This window comes from Ferribacterium limneticum, from assembly GCF_020510585.1.
Taxonomy (GTDB): Bacteria; Pseudomonadota; Gammaproteobacteria; order Burkholderiales; family Rhodocyclaceae; genus Azonexus.
This window is the reverse complement of sequence record NZ_CP075190.1, coordinates 2,108,836-2,126,585: the sequence shown is the minus strand read 5'-3', so window position 1 is coordinate 2,126,585 and position 17,750 is coordinate 2,108,836. Positions and strand designations below refer to the sequence as shown.

Below are 17,750 nucleotides of genomic sequence, written 5' to 3'. Positions count from 1 at the left end.
CCCTTCTTGTTTCTGGCCACTACTCAGGAAGTTTCCAGTTTCTTTTTTATTTCCTCGACCAGCCCCAGCGAAGCATCCTCGACCATATCGAGAACGAGATCAAAACCATGACCCAAGCCATAATATGGATCGGGCACTTCGTCATCATCGAAGTTCTGTGAGTAATCCATGAACAGTCCGATGCGTTTCTGTTGCTCCGGCGTCGCCATGCGCATCAAATTATCAAGATTGCTCTTGTCCATAGCCAGAATAAGATCGAAATAGTCGAGATCCTGCCGAGCCACCTTGCGGGCGCGTAGCTGTGAAAGGTTATAACCCCGTGCCGACGCTGCGCGTTGCGTCCGCGAATCGGGAGCTTCGCCAACGTGATAGCCGTGCGTCCCAGCAGAATCAACTTCAACTTTACCTCCTAAGTTATTAATTTTTATAAAATATCTAAAAACACCTTCAGCTGTCGGCGATCTGCAGATGTTGCCCATGCAGACAAGTAGCACGCGATAGCTCATTTTGTCTCTCCGTCAGGGTCGTGTCGCGCCACGCCGAATATCTGCTCCTTAAGCCGGAACAATTCGTCGCGGGCTGCCGCCGCTTTTTCGAATTCCAGGTTTCTTGCGCACTCAAGCATCGCTTTCTCGAGTCGCTTGATCTCCCTGGCCACTGTCTTTTCATCCATGGCTTCGTATATTGCCAACTGCTGAGCGGCTTTCAGCTCTGTTTGTGCTGTTCCTGCATCATAAACCCCATCGATGATGTCCTTTATTTTCTTGGACACGCCGCGTGGTGTAATGCCGTGCGCCAGATTGAAGCCGATTTGCTTCTCACGTCGCCGCCCTGTTTCGGCAATAGCATGCTGCATAGACCTTGTAATCGTATCAGCATAGAGGATGGCTGTGCCATGGATATGGCGTGCGGCACGGCCAATTGTCTGAATTAATGATCGTTCCGAACGCAAAAAGCCTTCCTTGTCGGCATCAAGGATCGCAACCAGTGAAACTTCCGGAATATCCAGTCCTTCGCGCAGCAGATTAATGCCGACGAGAACGTCGAACTCACCCAGGCGCAGGTCACGGATAATTTCGACGCGCTCAACGGTATCTATGTCCGAGTGCAGATAACGAACCTTGATACCGTTGTCGGCCAGAAAATCCGTCAGGTCTTCGGACATGCGCTTTGTCAGCGTCGTAACCAGCACCCGCTCACCTACGGCAATTCGCTTGCCAATTTCTGCCAACAGATCATCCACTTGTGTCGATGCAGGCCGAACGATCACCTCCGGATCAATCAATCCGGTGGGACGGGCCACCTGCTCTACCACTTGACCGGCATGTTGCTGCTCATAGTCAGCTGGCGTGGCCGAAACAAAGATGGTCTGGCGCATATGCGCCTCGAATTCGTTGAACTGCAATGGCCGGTTATCGAGCGCCGATGGCAGGCGAAAACCATAATCAACCAGATTTTCCTTGCGCGAGCGATCACCCTTGTACATCCCGCCGACCTGTCCGATGCTGACATGCGACTCATCGATGAACATCAGCGCATCGGCTGGCAGATAATCGATCAGCGTAGGCGGTGATTCGCCGGCCTTGCGCCCTGAAAAGTGTCGCGAGTAATTCTCGATACCCTTGCAGAAGCCAATCTGATCGAGCATTTCCAGATCAAATCGGGTGCGCTGCTCGATACGTTGCGCTTCGACCAACTTGTTGTTCCGGGTAAAGAAATCTATGCGTTCGCGCAATTCATCCTTGATCGCTTCGATGGCACGCAGGACGGTGCCTCTCGGCGTCACATAATGGGATGCAGGGAATACCGTAAAACGGAGCGCCTTATGCAGCAGATGGCCGGTCAGCGGGTCGAAGAATTGCAGAGCTTCAACCTCGTCATCGAACAACGAAACACGAATGGCGTGTTCGGCATGTTCCGCCGGGAAAATGTCGATGATATCGCCGCGCACGCGGAAGGTGCCACGATGGAAGTCCATCTCATTCCGGTCGTACTGCATGTCGGTCAGCCGCTTGACGATGGCGCGCTGATCGAGGCGGTCGCCCACGCGCATGGTCAGGATCATGTTGTGATATTCGTCGCGATCACCAATACCGTAGATGCAGGAAACGGTGGCGACTATGACGACATCTCGCCGTTCAATCAGGCTCTTAGTTGCCGACAAACGCATCTGTTCGATGTGCTCGTTGATCGAACTATCCTTCTCGATAAACAGATCGCGGGATGGCACATAGGCTTCCGGCTGATAGTAGTCATAGTAGGAAACGAAATACTCGACGGCGTTTTCCGGGAAAAATTCCTTGAATTCGGAATACAACTGCGCCGCCAGCGTCTTGTTGGGCGCCAGAACCAGGGCAGGACGACCGGTGCGGGCGATGACGTTGGCCATCGTATAGGTCTTCCCGGAGCCGGTAACGCCGAGCAAGGTCTGGAATGACAGACCATCCTCCAGCCCCTCGACGAGTTGCCGGATCGCCTCTGGTTGGTCGCCAGCCGGTGGAAACGGCTGGTGCAATCGAAAGGGACTCCCATCGAAGCTGGTAACCGGAATGATGTTGTTGGTTTCGCTCATGCTAAAATTCTTCGGTTTTTCGTCGCGTAGCAAATCGGCTGCGCGGACATTGTTTGTATTATTTCACGGAGTTCCTATGTCCTCTTCGATCTTCGCAGCGGTGGAAATGGCCCCGCGCGATCCTATCCTCGGCCTGAACGAAGCTTTCAACGCCGATGCGCGTACCACCAAGGTCAATCTCGGCGTTGGCGTGTATTTCGACGACAACGGAAAGATTCCGTTGCTGGCTGCCGTCAAGGCCGCAGAAGATGCTCGCGTGAAAGCTGCCCTGCCGCGTGGTTATCAGCCCATCGAAGGCTCCCCGGCCTACAATCAGGCAGTTCAAAATTTGTTGCTGGGCAAGGATTCCGCCCTGATCGCCAACGGTCAGGTTATCACCGCGCAAGCGCTGGGTGGTACCGGTGCGTTGAAGATCGGTGCCGACTACCTGAAGCGTTTGAACCCGGATGCCAAGGTCTATATTAGCGACCCTTCCTGGGAAAATCACCGCGCCCTGTTCGAGTCAGCTGGTTTTGTCGTTGAAAACTATCCGTATTACGATGCAGCGACGCGTGGCGTCAATTTCGCCGGCATGAAGGCTTGTCTAAACGGACTGCCTGCCGGCTCGATCATTCTGCTGCACGCTTGCTGCCATAACCCGACCGGCGCCGATTTGTCGGATGCCCAGTGGGGCGAAATCGTCGCCATCTGCCAGGATCGCGGCCTGGTGCCCTTCCTGGACATGGCCTATCAGGGCTTTGCCGACGGTATCGATGCCGATGCGGTAGCTGTCCGTGCCTTCTCGGCTTCTGGCCTACAGTTCTTCGCTTCCAGTTCATTTTCCAAGAATTTTTCGCTGTACGGCGAACGCGTCGGTGCGTTGTCCATCGTCACGTCCGGCAAGGAAGAGTCGGCGCGCGTCATGTCGCAAGTCAAGCGTGTCATCCGCACCAACTATTCCAATCCGCCCACCCACGGTGGTGCCTTGGTGGCTGGCGTGCTGGCCTCGGCAGAGTTGCGCCAGATGTGGGAAACAGAACTCGCCGGCATGCGCGACCGCATCCGTGCCATGCGTACCGGCCTGGTTGATGCCATCAAGGCTCAAGGTGTGGCTCAGGACTTCTCCTTTGTCGCCCAGCAGCGCGGCATGTTCTCCTACACCGGCCTGAGCGCTGCGCAGGTTGATCTTATGCGCGACGAGTTCGGTATCTATGCCGTGTCGACCGGCCGTATTTGCCTGGCTGCACTGAATACCAAGAATCTGGATTACGTGGCGAAAGCGATTGCGGCAGTCACCAAGGCCTGATCGAGCAGGTATCCAATGCAAAAAGGGCGGAGCTTCGGTTCCGCCTTTTTTATTTTCGGGTAGTTGCGCTCAGGTCGGGCAAGACGCCATAAATACGAACCGATGCGTTCTGGCTCGACACCGATGTTTGCATTGTGACGGCCATATTGCCCTCGACCTGTCCGTTGATCGTGGAATTAAACTGACCAACCGCAGTCACCATCCCCGCATCCATTCGGACCTCACGACCAACGACCTGTTTGGGGGTGATGTTGATCGTAGAGCGCAGTCGATCGAATTTTGTCGACCCCGCTCGCACCTCTGAGACACCGCTGCGGCGAACCGCCTCACCGAGGTCTACGCCATGGAAGGCACCGCGGGTGATTTCTGTACTCAATACTGTTTCAAGATTTCCCCACAGACTCTCCCAGTCGCCTCCGCTGGAGCGTAAGCGCATTGTTCCGCTCATATCGCCATCAATTTTCAAAGACGGGGCGAAAGCTGCGCTGACCTTTCGAGTATCAAGTCTGCTTAGTGTGCCATCGCCTGCCATCGCCAAGCCGTTGCTCCAATCGAGAAGCCAGTTCCCGCGCAGAATGCCACCCAGGAAAGTAGTATCGATGTCCTGGATCAATAATTTGTTTTTCTGCAAAAGCCCTTTAGCTTGCAGGGAGGCGAATGAAACTGCTGTTCCAAACGGTGCCCATGCCCGCCCTTCGAGGCTCAGAGCCAAACCTTGGCTGCCTGCCTGGGCATTTATGAGCATGCTGCGGTCAGCTGTTTCGAAGGTGGCTTTCTCGATTGATCCATCCTGACGAAATGCAATCTCGCCAAAAAGCTCATTCAAAGTGAGGCTGTCACCGAGTGTCAGTTGCAAATGGTCGAGCATCATTTTTTTAATGATCACCTCGTGGCTAGCGGCCGCTTGACCGATGAACATCGGCAACGCCACAAGGCGGTTGGCGGACAACGTCGCTCCCGAGACCTCAACCTTTGCTACCTGATGTGGCGCACTTCCCAGTAGAGAAAGCAGTGAAGAAATACGTACTTCAGTAATTTTTCCATCCTCTGGTTCACCAATATGGACTCCGACCAGTTTCAACGATGGGCTTGGGAAAAGTGTGACGCCAACCCGGTCTATGTTGACGGGGGCATTGAGCATTCGCGTCGCCGATGCCTCGAGGGCCGGCTTGAACTGCTCGTAGGGGTAGAAGATAACAGCAACGAGCAGAATGGCCAGAAGCGCAGCTATCACCAATAATCCCTTGCGTCCAACTGACATGCTTGGGCGATAAGGACGGTCCTCCGGTTCACGCATGTCAGCGATAACGGCTGGCTGCGCAGCCTCAGCGATCGGAGATGGAGACGGAAGAATCGGCTTGCCAAACGAAGAAAAGCTACTAGCTGCGCTCTCACCCTTTTTCGACTCAGAAGCCCCCAGTGACTTGGGGCCAAAAGTGGAAAACTGCGACATCGGCGGGATTGGTTCCTGCGCGGCCTCTTGTTTGGCCGTCTTCATGCCTTCTTGCCACACCGACACGGCATCCATGGTCGGGGCGATAAAACCACCATCTTCAAGCTCTCGCAGGGCAGATTGAACCAGCCGAGGATTGCCAATCTTTGCAGATAACTCCTCGACGCTCATTTTCCCGTCGACTTGCACTAATACCATGCGCAGATTGCGCTGAACGACACGTGTACTCTGGCGAACCGCCTCATCGCCAGTCGGCGTTTTTGCGTAAATCAAATTGGAATCCATAACCCTGTTTTTTCTTCTTAAAAAACCACAAGATGCTTGACACGAGGGGATTCTACTCCTATAATGCGCATCTCTGTTCCTCGATAGCTCAGTTGGTAGAGCGCCGGACTGTTAATCCGTAGGTCCCTGGTTCGAGCCCAGGTCGGGGAGCCAGAAAAACACATCAGAAAGCCCAGCCATTTTGGTTGGGCTTTTTGTTTTGTTTTAACATTTTCACCCCCTCCCTGCCTTTATTGCAATACGGCCTAATGGCGCGATAAGTAATGATAGCATCATCCACACGGGCGCTTCTGGGTGAGCTTTTTCTTGGCTAAACGGGTCTATTTCTCGTAGCAAGGAAGAAACTTTCTGGATTTTTGATGTCTCTACTTGTTTGAGGATGGTCAGCAATCGATAATCGGCGACCAGACAGTAGCTTCACTCCTAGTGGGCCATCAATGAAACATCCGCCATGCAAAATGAAACACTCCGGCAGGAATTGACACCCGTCGGTCTTGCCGACTTCACGCCCCGCATCGATCCTTCGGCAACGGGGTATCAGGAAGGCACTCTGCTCGACAAATACGGGCGGAGGATTTCCTATGTTCGCCTGTCCATTACCGATCGTTGCGATTTCCGGTGCACGTATTGCATGGCCGAGGAAATGACTTTTCTGCCACGCGAGGCAGTGATGAGTCTTGAGGAGTGCTTGCGTGTTGCATCGGTGTTCGTTGGTCTTGGTGTCACCAAGTTGCGAATCACCGGTGGTGAGCCACTTGTGCGCAAGGATGCCATGTGGCTCATCGAGCGCCTTGGCGCCCTGCCCGGCCTGGAAAATCTGGTGCTAACCACCAACGGTTCGCAGCTTGACCGCTTTGCCGTCCCTTTGCGAGCTGCCGGCGTCAAGCGCATCAATATCAGTCTCGACACCTTGAATCCGGAGCGCTTCCGGAAAATTACCCGAATCGGCGATCTGACCAAGGTTCTGCGCGGTATCGAGGCGGCCCGACAAGCCGGATTTCGGCGTACCAAGCTGAATGCCGTGATGATGCGCGGTACCAATGATGACGAGTTCGTCGATCTGGTCAGCTTTGCCATCAACAACGAACTGGATATTTCGTTTATCGAAGAAATGCCGCTGGGCGAGATTCACGGGCGTAGCAATACGTATATTTCGTCCGAGGAAACGCGGGAAATGCTGTCGCGCCATTTCGAGCTGATTCCATCGACCGAGGATTCCGGTGGGCCGGCGCGCTACTGGCGCATTCCCGGCAGCGAATCACGCATCGGATTCATCTCTCCGCACAGCCACAATTTCTGCGATAGCTGCAACCGTGTGCGGATCACCGCCAAGGGCGAACTTTACCCATGTCTCGGCCAGAACGATGCGGCCAATCTGCTGCCCGCGCTACGCGCCAGTAATGATGATGCGGCCCTGCGCCAGGCGATTATCGACAGCATGGGCATCAAGCCCTACGGGCACGACTTTACCCAACAGATGGATGCGCCACAGGTCATTCGCTTCATGTCGATGACCGGCGGCTGATTTCAGGTTTGGCCGTTTTTTCCGGTTGACCGTAGGATTTACGGGTAAACCTTGCAGAAGCCGACGCCGTTGATTGGTGTTGCAACCAAGCCAAGCAGCGTAAAAAAAAGCGACAACAAAAGCAAAAAGGCGACCCAACGGGCCGCCTTTTTGTGTTGCCCGACCCAGGAACGACAGGGCTGGCAAAAACTCATGTTACATCCTTACAGACCACGCACCGCACGCTTGCGCTCGATTTCGGTCAGGTAACGCTTGCGCATGCGAATCGACTTTGGCGTCAGTTCGACCAGTTCGTCTTCTTCGATGAACTCGACAGCGGCTTCCAGGCTGAGCTGGACGGCCGGCACCAGGCGAACAGCTTCGTCGGTACCGGAGGCACGAACGTTGGTCAGTTGCTTGCCCTTGATCGGGTTCACGACCAGGTCGTTTTCACGGCTGTGGATACCGATGATCATGCCTTCGTATAACTTGTCACCCGGCACGACGAACATGCGGCCACGATCCTGCAGTTTCCACAGCGCGTAGGCAACGGCTTCGCCATTGTCCTGGGAGATCAGCACACCATTGCGACGCTCGGCAACCGAGCCATCCTTGACCGGAGCGTATTCGTCGAAAACGTGGCTCATCAGGCCGTTACCGCGGGTCAGGTTCATGAACTCGCCCTGGAAGCCGATCAGGCCGCGGGCCGGGATGCGGTATTCGATACGGACACGACCGCGACCGTCCGGCACCATATCCTGCAGGTCGCCACGACGTTGACCGAGGCTTTCCATGACGCCACCCTGGGTGTCTTCTTCGACGTCGACGGTCAGCAACTCGTACGGTTCGCACTCGACACCGTTGATCGTCTTCTTGACGACGCGCGGACGACCGACGGCCAGTTCATAGCCTTCGCGACGCATGTTTTCGAGCAGGATGCCGAGGTGCAATTCGCCACGGCCAGCCACGTCGAACACATCGCCGTTACCGGTGTCATGCACGCGCAGCGCCATATTGGTCAGCAGTTCTTTGTGCAGGCGATCACGGATCTGGCGACTGGTGACGAACTTGCCTTCAGTACCAGCCAGCGGGCTGGTATTGACCATGAACTGCATGGACAGCGTCGGCTCGTCGATCTTGAGCAGCGGCAGCGATTCCGGTTGTTCCGGATCGGTCACGGTACAGCCCAGAACCAGATCTTCGATACCGGTGATCTGGACGATGTCGCCAGCGTGGCCTTCTTCCAGTTCAATCTTGTTCAGGCCCTTGTAGCCGAACACCTGGCCAATCTTGGCCTTGATCGGGGTGCGCTCGTGTTCGGCCGCTTCCTCTTCGGTACCGAACATGACCAGCACGTTCTGACCGGTCTTGACCTTGCCACGATTGATCTTGCCGACGCCGATACGACCGACGTAGGACGAATAATCGAGAGCGGTAATCTGCAGTTGCAGCGGGGCTTCGATATCGGTATCGGGAGCCGGCACGTGACGAAGAATCGTGTCGAACAGCGGAATCATGTTTTCGCGCGGCTGATCCAGTTCCATGGCAGCCCAGCCATTGAGGCCGGAAGCGTAAACAATCGGGAAGTCGAGCTGCTCGTCGGTCGCGCCGAGCTTGTCGAACAGGTCGAAGGTCAGATTGACGGCCTGATCAGGATCGGCGCCATCGCGGTCAACCTTGTTGACCAGCACGATCGGGCGAAGGCCGAGGGCCAGTGCCTTCTTGGTAACGAAACGGGTTTGCGGCATCGGGCCTTCAGCGGCATCGACCAGCAGCACCACGCCATCGACCATGCCCAGCACGCGCTCGACTTCACCACCGAAGTCCGCGTGACCCGGGGTATCGACGATATTGATGTGTACGCCCTGATATTCGACCGCAGTATTCTTGGAAAGAATCGTGATGCCACGCTCTTTTTCCAGGTCGTTGGAGTCCATGACGCACTCAACCAGTTGTTGGTGAGCGGCGAAGGTGCCGGACTGGCGGAGCAGCTGGTCGACCAGGGTGGTTTTACCGTGGTCAACGTGCGCGATGATGGCGATGTTGCGGATCGGACGAGCGGACATGGGAAGGCCTGAAAAATCAAAGGCGTGATTCTATCACCGATGGTGCGCCGCAACATCCCCGGCCGAGTTTTTATCCTTCTTTATTACGCATAAAGTCGGCGGTGTTGAAGAAATTATTGAGCAGAACCTTACGAACGTCCTCGCTCAAACCAACATCCTCCATCGCCAGCACCATGCAGGCGACCCACTGATCACGCTCCTTCGTGCCGATGGCAAAGGGCATGTGGCGGGCGCGCAGCTTCGGATGGCCGAATTTCTCGACGAAAAGATCCGGGCCGCCGAACCAGCCGGAGAGAAACATGAAGAGTTTATCCCGGGAGCCTGAAAGATCGGCCGGATGCATGGCCCGCAGTTCCGCAAAATGGGAAGTTGTATCCATCAATTCGTAAAACCGCGCGGTCAGCTTGGCAACAGTGGCTTCGCCACCGATTTTTTCGTAGGTCGTGGGCGTCTTGGCCTGATCGGTCATGAATCAACTCTTAGGGAATCGTGGGAAATCCGGCAAGTGTAACGGAGGCGGCGACGATTGCCGAGAGCATGCCCGCTCCTCAGGAGGAGACGCTTAGGCTTTCGGCGTGCAGGATGCCGCCCCGCCCGTTTTCCGACTTGCTGCGGTACATGGCCTTGTCGACCGAGGCGATGACAGACTCCAGATCACGGCCATGTTCCGGATAGTTGCCGACACCAATCGAAACATTGAAGTCGATGGCATTCTGCCTGGCCCAGTCATTGATTTCCTGACGCACCCGCTGAGCGACGATTTCGCCACCCTCACGCGAGGTTCTGGGCAGCACGAGCAGGAACTCATCACCGCCATAGCGCGCCACCAGGTCGATATCGCGAACGTTTTCAAGGATGCGCTCAGCCACGGCAACCAGCACTTTGTCGCCGACATGGTGGCCGTGCGTATCGTTCACGCTCTTGAAACCATCGAGATCGGCAAACAGCACGACAATCTTGCCGCCATGCGCCGCCGGCGACTGGAAAAGCTGGGCAGCCCGCTCAATCAGCGCTCGCCGGTTAAGCATGCCAGTCAGCGCATCAACATTTCTCTCGTGCGAAAGCTTCTGGCGAGCCCGTTCGATCTTGGCCGTCAGCGAATACGAATAGAGAACGACAATGGCAAAAAAGACCAGGAAAAAGATGGCACTAACCGAGAAGATGGCGAGGTAATCGGGCAAGCGCAGCCAGACGATGAGGATTGATGCACCCAGGCTACCGATCACGGCTTCGCCAAAAAGCCTGAGGCCGTAACGCATGCCGTTGCCGAGAATGACCATCAGAAAAACCAGGAAGCCGGGGGAACTGAGCGTGGCGTCGGCCAAAGCGGCGAAAGCAGCCGCGCCGATATCCACCCACATGGTCAGTCGCTGGCGCCATGGCGCATGCGGTACTCGCGTTGCATGCCACATGAAAAACAGGATCTCGACGCCATAAACCGTCATGACCAGATTGACGAGAGGCAGGCTTGCCCATGACCGAACCTGGGCGTCGCCGCCAAAGTTGAAATACATCAGGGCCAGTACGCAGAACAACAGGCGCGTCCAGTACTGCGCTCTCTGGTCTTCCCATGACAGACGATGTGGCGCCCCATCTAGCAGGTGAAGATCGAGATGCCGGGCAAAACCGGGCCGTCGATCGGTCACCCGTCGACCGTGGCAGCCGCCCCGCTCATGGTCTCGTCCTCTGTGCATGTCTCTATCCCGCCATCCAGGCTTTATGCCGCCCCGATTTTCGAAAACCATGCCCAGATGAATATGAGACTTGGCGAAAAGCTTTCGAAGCCACGAGAAATACGGCGATTTTTTAAAGTATCGCCACTTCCCGCAGCCTCGTCAAACCCACAATGAATACTATTTTTTCCTCGGCCCTTGTTGCCGCTGCACGCTGGAGCGCGCTACTGGCCCGGTCCGCCGAATATTCCCGGTGGATGCAGACGACGTGCCGCCCGTGCCGGCCGGTTGCCAGGCTGGAATCAGTTGTTTTTTGCCGTTGCCGATCAAATCGGCGCGCCCCATTTCCTTGAGGGCTTCGCGCAACAACGGCCAGTTGGCCGGGTCGTGGTAGCGCAGAAAGGCTTTGTGCAACTTGCGCTGGCGACCATTGCGCACGGTGTTTACATGCTCACTGCTCCGCGTGACCTTGCGCAACGGGTTACGCTCGCTGTGGTACATCGTCGTCGCCATCGCCATCGGCGTCGGGATGAAGGTCTGCACCTGGTCGAGGCGGAAATTGTTCTTTTTCAGCCACAGGGCAAGATTGAGCATGTCCTCGTCTTCCGTTCCCGGGTGGGCGGCGATGAAGTACGGAATCAGGTACTGCTCCTTGCCGGCCTCGCGGGAGAAACGGTCGAACAGCTGCTTGAAGCGGTCATAGGAGCCGATACCCGGTTTCATCATTTTGGACAGCGGGCGCTCTTCGGTGTGTTCGGGAGCGATTTTCAGGTAGCCGCCAACGTGGTGGGTGACCAGTTCCTTGATGTATTCGGGAGAGCGCACAGCCAGGTCGTAGCGCAGGCCAGAGCCAATCAGCACCTTTTTGACGCCTTTGATCGACCGCGCCTTGCGATACAGTGAAATAAGCTTGCTGTGGTCGGTGTTCATGTTCTCGCAGATGTCCGGATAGACGCAGGACAGCCGGCGACAGGCGGACTCGATCTTCGGGTCCTTGCAGGTCAGGTGGAACATGTTGGCGGTCGGCCCGCCGAGGTCTGAGACGATGCCGGTGAAACCCGGCGTCTTGTCGCGCATTTCCTCGATTTCGCGGATCACCGAGTCTTCGGAACGGCTCTGGATGATGCGCCCTTCGTGCTCGGTAATTGAGCAGAAGGTACAGCCACCGAAGCAGCCACGCATGATGTTGACCGAGAAACGGATCATTTCCCAGGCCGGAATCTTGGCGTCACCATAGCTCGGGTGCGGACGACGGGCGTAGGGTAATTCGTACACCTGATCGAGCTCTTCGGTGGTCAGCGGGATAGGCGGTGGATTCAGCCAGACATCGCGTTCGCCATGCCCCTGAACCAGCGCCCGGGCATTGCCGGGATTGGATTCGAGGTGAAAGGTACGCGAGGCGTGGGCGTAAAGCACCGGGTCGTCCTTGACCTGCTCGTAGGACGGCAAGCGAACAACCGTATGGGCGCGTCTATCCTGGCGTGCCGCCAGCCGCTCGGTGCGCGAAACGATGCGGATCGGCTGGGCGCCCGTTGGCGCGCCATCTTCCACGGTCAACCGGGAATCTTGGCCAATTTTGGAATCGCCTTCCATGGCATAAGGGTCGGTGTGCCTGACCAGCGGGCCCGGCGTGTCGACCGAGGTCGAGTCCATGGCATCCCATTCGTCGGAAGGAAGCCAGCCGCGCGACACCATGAAGGCCGTACCGCGCAGATCGCGGATTTCGCTGATTTTCTCGCCCTTGGCGACACGGTGGGCCAGTTCGACAATGGCCCGCTCGGCATTGCCGAAGAACAGCATGTCAGCCTTGGAGTCAGGCAGCACCGAGCGGCGAACCTTGTCCGACCAGTAATCGAAATGCGCGATGCGCCGCAGGCTGGCCTCGATCGAGCCGATAATGACGTTACAACCGGGGAAAGCCTCGCGGCAACGCTGGGCATAGACGGTCACGGCATGATCCGGTCGCTTGTTCGGCTCGCCGTTGGGCGTGTAAGCGTCGTCCGAGCGGATCTTGCGGTCAGCCGTATAGCGATTGACCATCGAATCCATGTTGCCGGCGGTGACGCCGAAGAAAAGATTCGGTTTTCCCAGTTTTTTGAAGTCGACCGCAGAATTCCAGTCTGGCTGGCAAAGAATGCCGACGCGGAAACCCTGCGCTTCGAGCAAACGCCCGATCAAGGCCATGCCGAAGCTCGGATGGTCGATGTAGGCATCGCCGGTGACGAGAATAATGTCGCACGAATCCCAGCCCAAGGTATCCATCTCGGCGCGCGACATGGGCAGGAAGGGGGCTGGCCCGAAACGATGTGCCCAGAATTTGCGATAACCAAAGAGCGGGCGGGTGTTTTGCTGATTTGAATCCATGCAATATTTTACCTGAGAGCGCCTAAGGGCATGGCATACTTGCCCTTTGTCTAAGAGTTCTACCCCTACGCGATGATGAATCTTCCCACCCGCGAACAAGCCGGTGTCCTGATCGTTTCCGTCAGCGGACGCATAGACCACATAACGAGCGAAGAGTTCACAAAAGCGCTCGATCCCCTGCTTGATCGTTGCGCCCAAGGCCAGCCATCCGTCCTCCTCGACTTTTCCGGAGTCGATTACATCAGCAGCGCCGGTCTCCGCGTCCTGATGATGGCCTCGCGTCGCGCCAAGGCGCAAAAAGGCGTCTTTGCCATTGCTGAACTGCAGCCCATGGTTCAGGAAGTATTTGCCATCAGCCGCTTCAACCTGATCGTGCCGTGCTATGTGAGCGTCGAAACCGCCTGCAAGGTTCTCGGATCATGAACCAGGTTGTTTTTTGGGGAACCCGCGGTTCCCTGCCGGTTTCGCTGTCGCACCGCGATGTCCGGGAAAAAATTGTTGCCGCCCTGACTGCCGCCAACGGCAAGAATTTCAAGACCCGCACTGCCCTCGACGAATTCGTCGATAATCTGCCCTTTTCAGTAGCCGGCACCTTTGGCGGCAATTCGTCGTGCGTCGAGATCGTCGGCGACAGCAATGATCATTTTATTTGCGACATGGGCAGCGGTGCCCGTCCGCTCGGCCAAGCAAAAATTGCCCGCTTCGGCGTTCCCAATCCGCAGACTTACCATATCTTCATCTCCCATCTGCACTGGGATCACCTCATGGGCTTCCCGTATTTCGCGCCCATGTACATCCCGGGCAACCGCATCGTCGTCCATGGCTGCCATCCCGATCTCGAGCAGGCCGTCCGCCTGCAGATGCAGTCGCCCAACTTCCCTGTCGATTACGCCATGGCCGGCGCGAAAATCGAGTTCGACATCATGGTGCCGGATCAGCCGCGTTATATCTCGGGTATCAACGTAACGCCCAAACTACAGATGCACGCCGGCGACTCCTACGGGTATCGCTTTGAAAGCCTGGATCGCACGGTCGTCTACTCGACCGACTCCGAGCACAAGCTGGAAAACCCGGGCGAACACGCCGAGTTCAGCCAGTTTTTCCGCAAGGCCGACCTGGTTATCTTCGATGCCATGTATTCGCTGGCCGAGGCGGTATCGGTCAAGGCCGACTGGGGGCATTCCAGTAACATCGTCGGCGTCGAGCTTTGTCAGGCGGCTGCCGTCAAGCGCTTGGCCCTGTTCCACCACGAGCCGGTCCATGACGACAAGCAGCTCTCCCGTCTGGTCGCCGAAACGCGGCGGCTCGAGCAGATTACCCGAGGCAGCCGGGCGCCGCTCGAGATCATTTCCGCCTACGACGGCCTGACTATCGACCTGTGAGGCGCCGGGCCGGACTGCTCCTTGCAGTGATCCAGGCCGGCCGCGGCCGCGCGCTGCCCTTACTACCGCTGTTGGTCAGCCTGCTCGTGCTGAATGACCTCGACCGCACACCACTGCTCAGCGTCCGCGAAGCCCTGTTCGACCAGTATCAGCGCCAGATGCCACGGGCGCGCACCAGCGAGCCGGTCATTGTTGTCGGCATCGATAGCCAGAGCCTGGTAAAACACGGCCAGTGGCCTTGGTCACGCGATCTGGTGGCCCAACTGGTGCGCAAAATTCAAGCCGGCAAGCCCCTCGCGCTGGGCATCGATATCGTTTTTGCCGAGCGCGACCGTTATAGCCCCGAGGTCCTCTCGGCACGGATGCCCGGCCTGCCGCCGGATGCGCTGGCCGCGCAGCCCGATCCCGACCAGGAACTGGCCAGCGCCTTGAGCGGCCATCCAACCGCCCTCGCCGTCGTCGGCCTGAGCAAGGCCCTGCCCGGCTCGACACAACCCGCCCGGCCACTACCGGAGTTCAATCCGGGCGCCAGCCTTGACCAACACCTACCCCAATACGCCGGGGCGCTGGCCAGCCGGCCGCTTATTGAAAAGTCAGCTGCCGGCGAAGGCTTGATCAACGCCAGCCCAAGCCTGCTGCAGGCGAACAGCGAACGTGGTGTGCTGCGCCGCGTGCCGACGATAGCCGCCATCAACCAGTTGCCCTTCCTTTCGCTGCCCCTCGAAATGGTACGTCTGGCGCTCGGTGGCGGCGCCGTCGTTCCCGAAAGCGGGGCTCAGGGCATGACGGCGATCCGCATCGGCGACTATCGGCTATCCACCCAGGCCAATGGCGAAGTGCTGCTCCATTTCGGGCGCGCCAGCTCCAACTACTACCTGTCGGCCGCCGATGTACTGGCCGGCGTGCATCCCCCGGAAATCTTCGACGACCGTTTCGTCATCATCGGTTTCAACAGCACCGGGCTGCAGGACCGGATCATCACGCCGCTCGGCGAAAGTCTGCCCGGCATCGACATCCACGCCCAGGTCATCGAAAGCCTGCTCAGCAGCCAGGCCTTGCAGCGCCCGGGCTGGATGTCGCATCTGGAAACAGCCACGCTGCTGCTTGGCGGCCTGCTGCTCATTGCGACCATCCCGGTGCTCCGGCCGCGTTACGCGGTAATCAGCTTTACCGCCATGAGCCTGCTGCTGGTCGCCGGTGGCTACCTCGCCTTTTTCCTCGGGCTTTGGTTGTTCGATGGGGTTTCCCAGGTGCTGCTGCTTGGTCCGGTATTCATTCTGCTGCTGGGCAACACGCTGGTTGCTGCTGACCGTCGGCGGCGCAATGCCGAGTCGCAACTACAGTACAGCCGCGAAGAGGCGGCCCGGGTTGCCGGCGAACTCGACGCCGCCCGGCGCATCCAGATGGGCCTGTTGCCAGACCCGGCGACGCTCTTTGCCGATGAGCGGCGATTTTCCATCGCCGCCCTCCTCGAGCCGGCCCAAGCCGTCGGTGGCGACTACTACGACTGTTTCATGCTCGACGACCAACGCCTCTGCGTGGCTATCGGCGATGTTTCCGGCAAGGGCTTGCCGGCAAGTTTGTTCATGGCCATCTCGAAAACGCTGACCGGTGTGCTGACGCGGCGCCAGGCTGACCTCGGCCTTGCCGTGCGCGAACTGGAATGCGAGCTCAATCGCGAAAATGCCGAGTATCTGTTCGTCACTGCCTTCATCGCCGTGCTGGATCTGGCCTCAGGCGATATGGAATACGTTTGCGCCGGCCACGATGCGCCAATTCTGCTGCGCGATGGCCAACTGACGCGTATCGATACCGCAACGACGGCCGGCCCGCCACTCTGCGCCATTGGCGACTATCCCTACGTTGCGGACCACTTGCAACTGCAGCCAGACGACCGGATTTGCCTGTTTACCGATGGGGTTACCGAGGCCAGCAATGGTTCAAACATGTTCGGACTTTCGCGCCTGCAATCGGCGATTCTCGGCTCAGGTCGAGACGGGCTGCAAGCCGTTGCTACGACGCTTCGTGACGCTGTGCGCCACTTCGAGGCAGGTCACCCACCGGCGGATGACCTGACCTTGCTATTGCTGCAGTGGCACGACCAGGTTAGCGAACGCTGATTTCAACACGCCGGTTTTTCGGTTCGTCGACCTCATCGTCGGTCGGCACCAGCGGATCACGTTCGCCGCGACCGACAGCTTCCATCTTGTCGGCAGCAACCCCGGATTCAATCAGCAAATCGCGCAGGCTTTCAGCGCGCTTCTTGGACAACTTGTCGTTGCCGTCGACGCTACCGACACGGTCGGTATGGCCGATGACCATGACTTCGGAGGCCGGACGCTCGGCGATTTCCTTGCGGATATTGGCCAGCGCTGCCTGCGATTCCGGCGTCAGGACATTGCCGCCGGCTTCAAAATAGAGCACGTAGCTGCTCGGCCGTGGCGGTTGCGCGCCCAGCGCCTGGGCGAAGCGCTCAGTGACCTCCTCCGCTGAGGACTGGTAGGCGCTGTTGGCACCTACGCTCCGCTTGGCCGCTGCATAGGGTTTGTCGAGCCGGATTTCACCACCCGCATCGCGGACGACAACGGCGCTGGGCCGACCATCGGCTGCAGGCAGCAGCACGATGCGCTCACTGGCACAACCAGCCAGCACCAGGAATGCAGCAAACGCCACGGAAATAGTCGGCTTATTCATCGCGATCACCTTCGACCTCAATGACGAACTCGGTACCACGCACGCCAAGGACCGAGGTCGGCGTATGGAAGTCGACCGATTCCGGCGTCCGCTTGGCGATCTTGCCCGAGGCGACGGACAGCGTTCCCTTGCGGATGCGGATCGACATATTGCCGTCCTGGGTCGCGTTGTCGAAAGCGAACTTGTCGATGACGATCAGCGAATTCGGCCCGGCCGACAACAGTGTGTTGTCGCGCAGCGTGACGCCAACCGAACCATCGGCGCCAGTGCGCACGCGGTCGGCGACTTCGATCAGGCTTCCGACAGTGGCTGGCTGCCTCTTGCCGTCGCGTTCGATACTGACCTGCCCCTTGGCGACCTTGACCATGCCGGCCGGATCGGCGGCAAAGGCGGATGAGCCGGACAACAGGGCGAGCAGCGCACAAAGCGCAGCCCGATGTGCTTTAATCATGGCGAAAACCTTGATAAATCG

The 17,750-nt window shown here is 57.8% G+C and carries 14 protein-coding genes and 1 tRNA gene; 6 read left to right on the top strand and 9 right to left on the bottom strand.

Annotated features, from left to right (window positions below):
* Positions 1–23: 23 nt before the first annotated feature.
* Positions 24–506: a low molecular weight protein-tyrosine-phosphatase gene (locus tag KI613_RS10450; protein WP_226405528.1), complete on the bottom strand. Its 483-nt coding sequence runs from the start codon at positions 504–506 to the stop codon at positions 24–26.
* Positions 503–2,572 (bottom strand): excinuclease ABC subunit UvrB, encoded by a 2,070-nt coding sequence (gene uvrB, locus KI613_RS10445; RefSeq protein WP_226405526.1) that lies wholly within the window; start codon positions 2,570–2,572, stop codon positions 503–505. Before uvrB ends, KI613_RS10450 begins: the two co-directional genes overlap by 4 nt.
* A 76-nt stretch (positions 2,573–2,648) precedes the next feature.
* Between uvrB and KI613_RS10440 the strand changes: the two genes are divergently transcribed.
* Positions 2,649–3,857 (top strand): amino acid aminotransferase, encoded by a 1,209-nt coding sequence (locus KI613_RS10440; protein ID WP_226405524.1) that lies wholly within the window; start codon positions 2,649–2,651, stop codon positions 3,855–3,857.
* A 49-nt stretch (positions 3,858–3,906) separates the two neighbouring features.
* Here the strand turns inward: KI613_RS10440 and KI613_RS10435 are convergent, their stop codons facing one another.
* A complete protein-coding gene (locus KI613_RS10435) occupies positions 3,907–5,595 on the bottom strand; it encodes an AsmA-like C-terminal region-containing protein (RefSeq protein ID WP_226405523.1) in 1,689 nt (562 codons plus the stop codon).
* A gap of 77 nt (positions 5,596–5,672) precedes the next feature.
* Between KI613_RS10435 and KI613_RS10430 the strand changes: the two genes are divergently transcribed.
* Both KI613_RS10430 and moaA read left to right on the top strand, forming a co-directional pair.
* A tRNA-Asn gene (locus tag KI613_RS10430) sits at positions 5,673–5,748 on the top strand.
* A gap of 298 nt (positions 5,749–6,046) precedes the next feature.
* Positions 6,047–7,120, top strand: coding sequence for a GTP 3',8-cyclase MoaA (moaA, locus tag KI613_RS10425; RefSeq protein WP_226405522.1), 1,074 nt, complete (start codon positions 6,047–6,049; stop codon positions 7,118–7,120).
* A gap of 203 nt (positions 7,121–7,323) precedes the next feature.
* On the opposite strand, the gene typA is transcribed toward moaA, so the two are convergent.
* The 4 genes from typA to KI613_RS10405 all read right to left on the bottom strand — a co-directional run bounded on the left by typA (position 7,324) and on the right by KI613_RS10405 (position 13,115).
* Positions 7,324–9,165 (bottom strand): translational GTPase TypA, encoded by a 1,842-nt coding sequence (gene typA, locus KI613_RS10420; protein WP_226405521.1) that lies wholly within the window; start codon positions 9,163–9,165, stop codon positions 7,324–7,326.
* Positions 9,166–9,235: 70 nt separating this feature from the next.
* A complete protein-coding gene (locus KI613_RS10415; protein WP_226405520.1) occupies positions 9,236–9,634 on the bottom strand; it encodes a group II truncated hemoglobin in 399 nt (132 codons plus the stop codon).
* Positions 9,635–9,713: 79 nt separating this feature from the next.
* Positions 9,714–10,859, bottom strand: coding sequence for a GGDEF domain-containing protein (locus tag KI613_RS10410; RefSeq protein WP_226405519.1), 1,146 nt, complete (start codon positions 10,857–10,859; stop codon positions 9,714–9,716).
* Between the two features lie 159 nt (positions 10,860–11,018).
* Entirely contained in the window at positions 11,019–13,115 is a 2,097-nt protein-coding gene (locus tag KI613_RS10405; RefSeq protein WP_226405740.1) for a YgiQ family radical SAM protein, read from the bottom strand.
* A 159-nt stretch (positions 13,116–13,274) separates the two neighbouring features.
* On the opposite strand from KI613_RS10405, the gene KI613_RS10400 reads away from it, so the two are divergent.
* From KI613_RS10400 to KI613_RS10390, 3 genes are read left to right on the top strand one after another with little or no spacing between them, the layout of a single operon-like run.
* On the top strand, positions 13,275–13,625 hold the full coding sequence (locus KI613_RS10400; RefSeq protein WP_226405518.1) for an STAS domain-containing protein: 351 nt from the start codon (positions 13,275–13,277) through the stop codon (positions 13,623–13,625).
* Entirely contained in the window at positions 13,622–14,584 is a 963-nt protein-coding gene (locus KI613_RS10395) for an MBL fold metallo-hydrolase (protein ID WP_226405517.1), read from the top strand. Before KI613_RS10400 ends, KI613_RS10395 begins: the two co-directional genes overlap by 4 nt.
* Positions 14,585–14,610: 26 nt before the next feature.
* Positions 14,611–16,704 carry a CHASE2 domain-containing protein gene (locus KI613_RS10390; protein WP_226405516.1) on the top strand — a complete coding sequence of 698 codons (2,094 nt, stop codon included), beginning with the start codon at positions 14,611–14,613 and terminating at the stop codon, positions 16,702–16,704.
* On the opposite strand, the gene KI613_RS10385 is transcribed toward KI613_RS10390, so the two are convergent.
* Entirely contained in the window at positions 16,691–17,278 is a 588-nt protein-coding gene (locus KI613_RS10385) for an OmpA family protein (RefSeq protein WP_226405515.1), read from the bottom strand. The genes KI613_RS10390 and KI613_RS10385 overlap by 14 nt on opposite strands.
* On the bottom strand, positions 17,271–17,729 hold the full coding sequence (locus KI613_RS10380; RefSeq protein ID WP_226405514.1) for a FecR family protein: 459 nt from the start codon (positions 17,727–17,729) through the stop codon (positions 17,271–17,273). Before KI613_RS10380 ends, KI613_RS10385 begins: the two co-directional genes overlap by 8 nt.
* Positions 17,730–17,750 lie beyond the last annotated feature (21 nt).

Bases quoted from the DNA above. Each gene is read 5' to 3' on its own strand.
- KI613_RS10450 (WP_226405528.1), bottom strand. From the start codon at position 506: ATGAGCTATCGCGTGCTACTTGTCTGCATGGGCAACATCTGCAGATCG.
- uvrB (WP_226405526.1), bottom strand. From the start codon at position 2,572: ATGAGCGAAACCAACAACATCATTCCGGTTACCAGCTTCGATGGGAGT.
- KI613_RS10440 (WP_226405524.1), top strand. From the start codon at position 2,649: ATGTCCTCTTCGATCTTCGCAGCGGTGGAAATGGCCCCGCGCGATCCT.
- KI613_RS10435 (WP_226405523.1), bottom strand. From the start codon at position 5,595: ATGGATTCCAATTTGATTTACGCAAAAACGCCGACTGGCGATGAGGCG.
- moaA (WP_226405522.1), top strand. From the start codon at position 6,047: ATGCAAAATGAAACACTCCGGCAGGAATTGACACCCGTCGGTCTTGCC.
- typA (WP_226405521.1), bottom strand. From the start codon at position 9,165: ATGTCCGCTCGTCCGATCCGCAACATCGCCATCATCGCGCACGTTGAC.
- KI613_RS10415 (WP_226405520.1), bottom strand. From the start codon at position 9,634: ATGACCGATCAGGCCAAGACGCCCACGACCTACGAAAAAATCGGTGGC.
- KI613_RS10410 (WP_226405519.1), bottom strand. From the start codon at position 10,859: ATGCACAGAGGACGAGACCATGAGCGGGGCGGCTGCCACGGTCGACGG.
- KI613_RS10405 (WP_226405740.1), bottom strand. From the start codon at position 13,115: ATGTCGCGCGCCGAGATGGATACCTTGGGCTGGGATTCGTGCGACATT.
- KI613_RS10400 (WP_226405518.1), top strand. From the start codon at position 13,275: ATGATGAATCTTCCCACCCGCGAACAAGCCGGTGTCCTGATCGTTTCC.
- KI613_RS10395 (WP_226405517.1), top strand. From the start codon at position 13,622: ATGAACCAGGTTGTTTTTTGGGGAACCCGCGGTTCCCTGCCGGTTTCG.
- KI613_RS10385 (WP_226405515.1), bottom strand. From the start codon at position 17,278: ATGAATAAGCCGACTATTTCCGTGGCGTTTGCTGCATTCCTGGTGCTG.
- KI613_RS10380 (WP_226405514.1), bottom strand. From the start codon at position 17,729: ATGATTAAAGCACATCGGGCTGCGCTTTGTGCGCTGCTCGCCCTGTTG.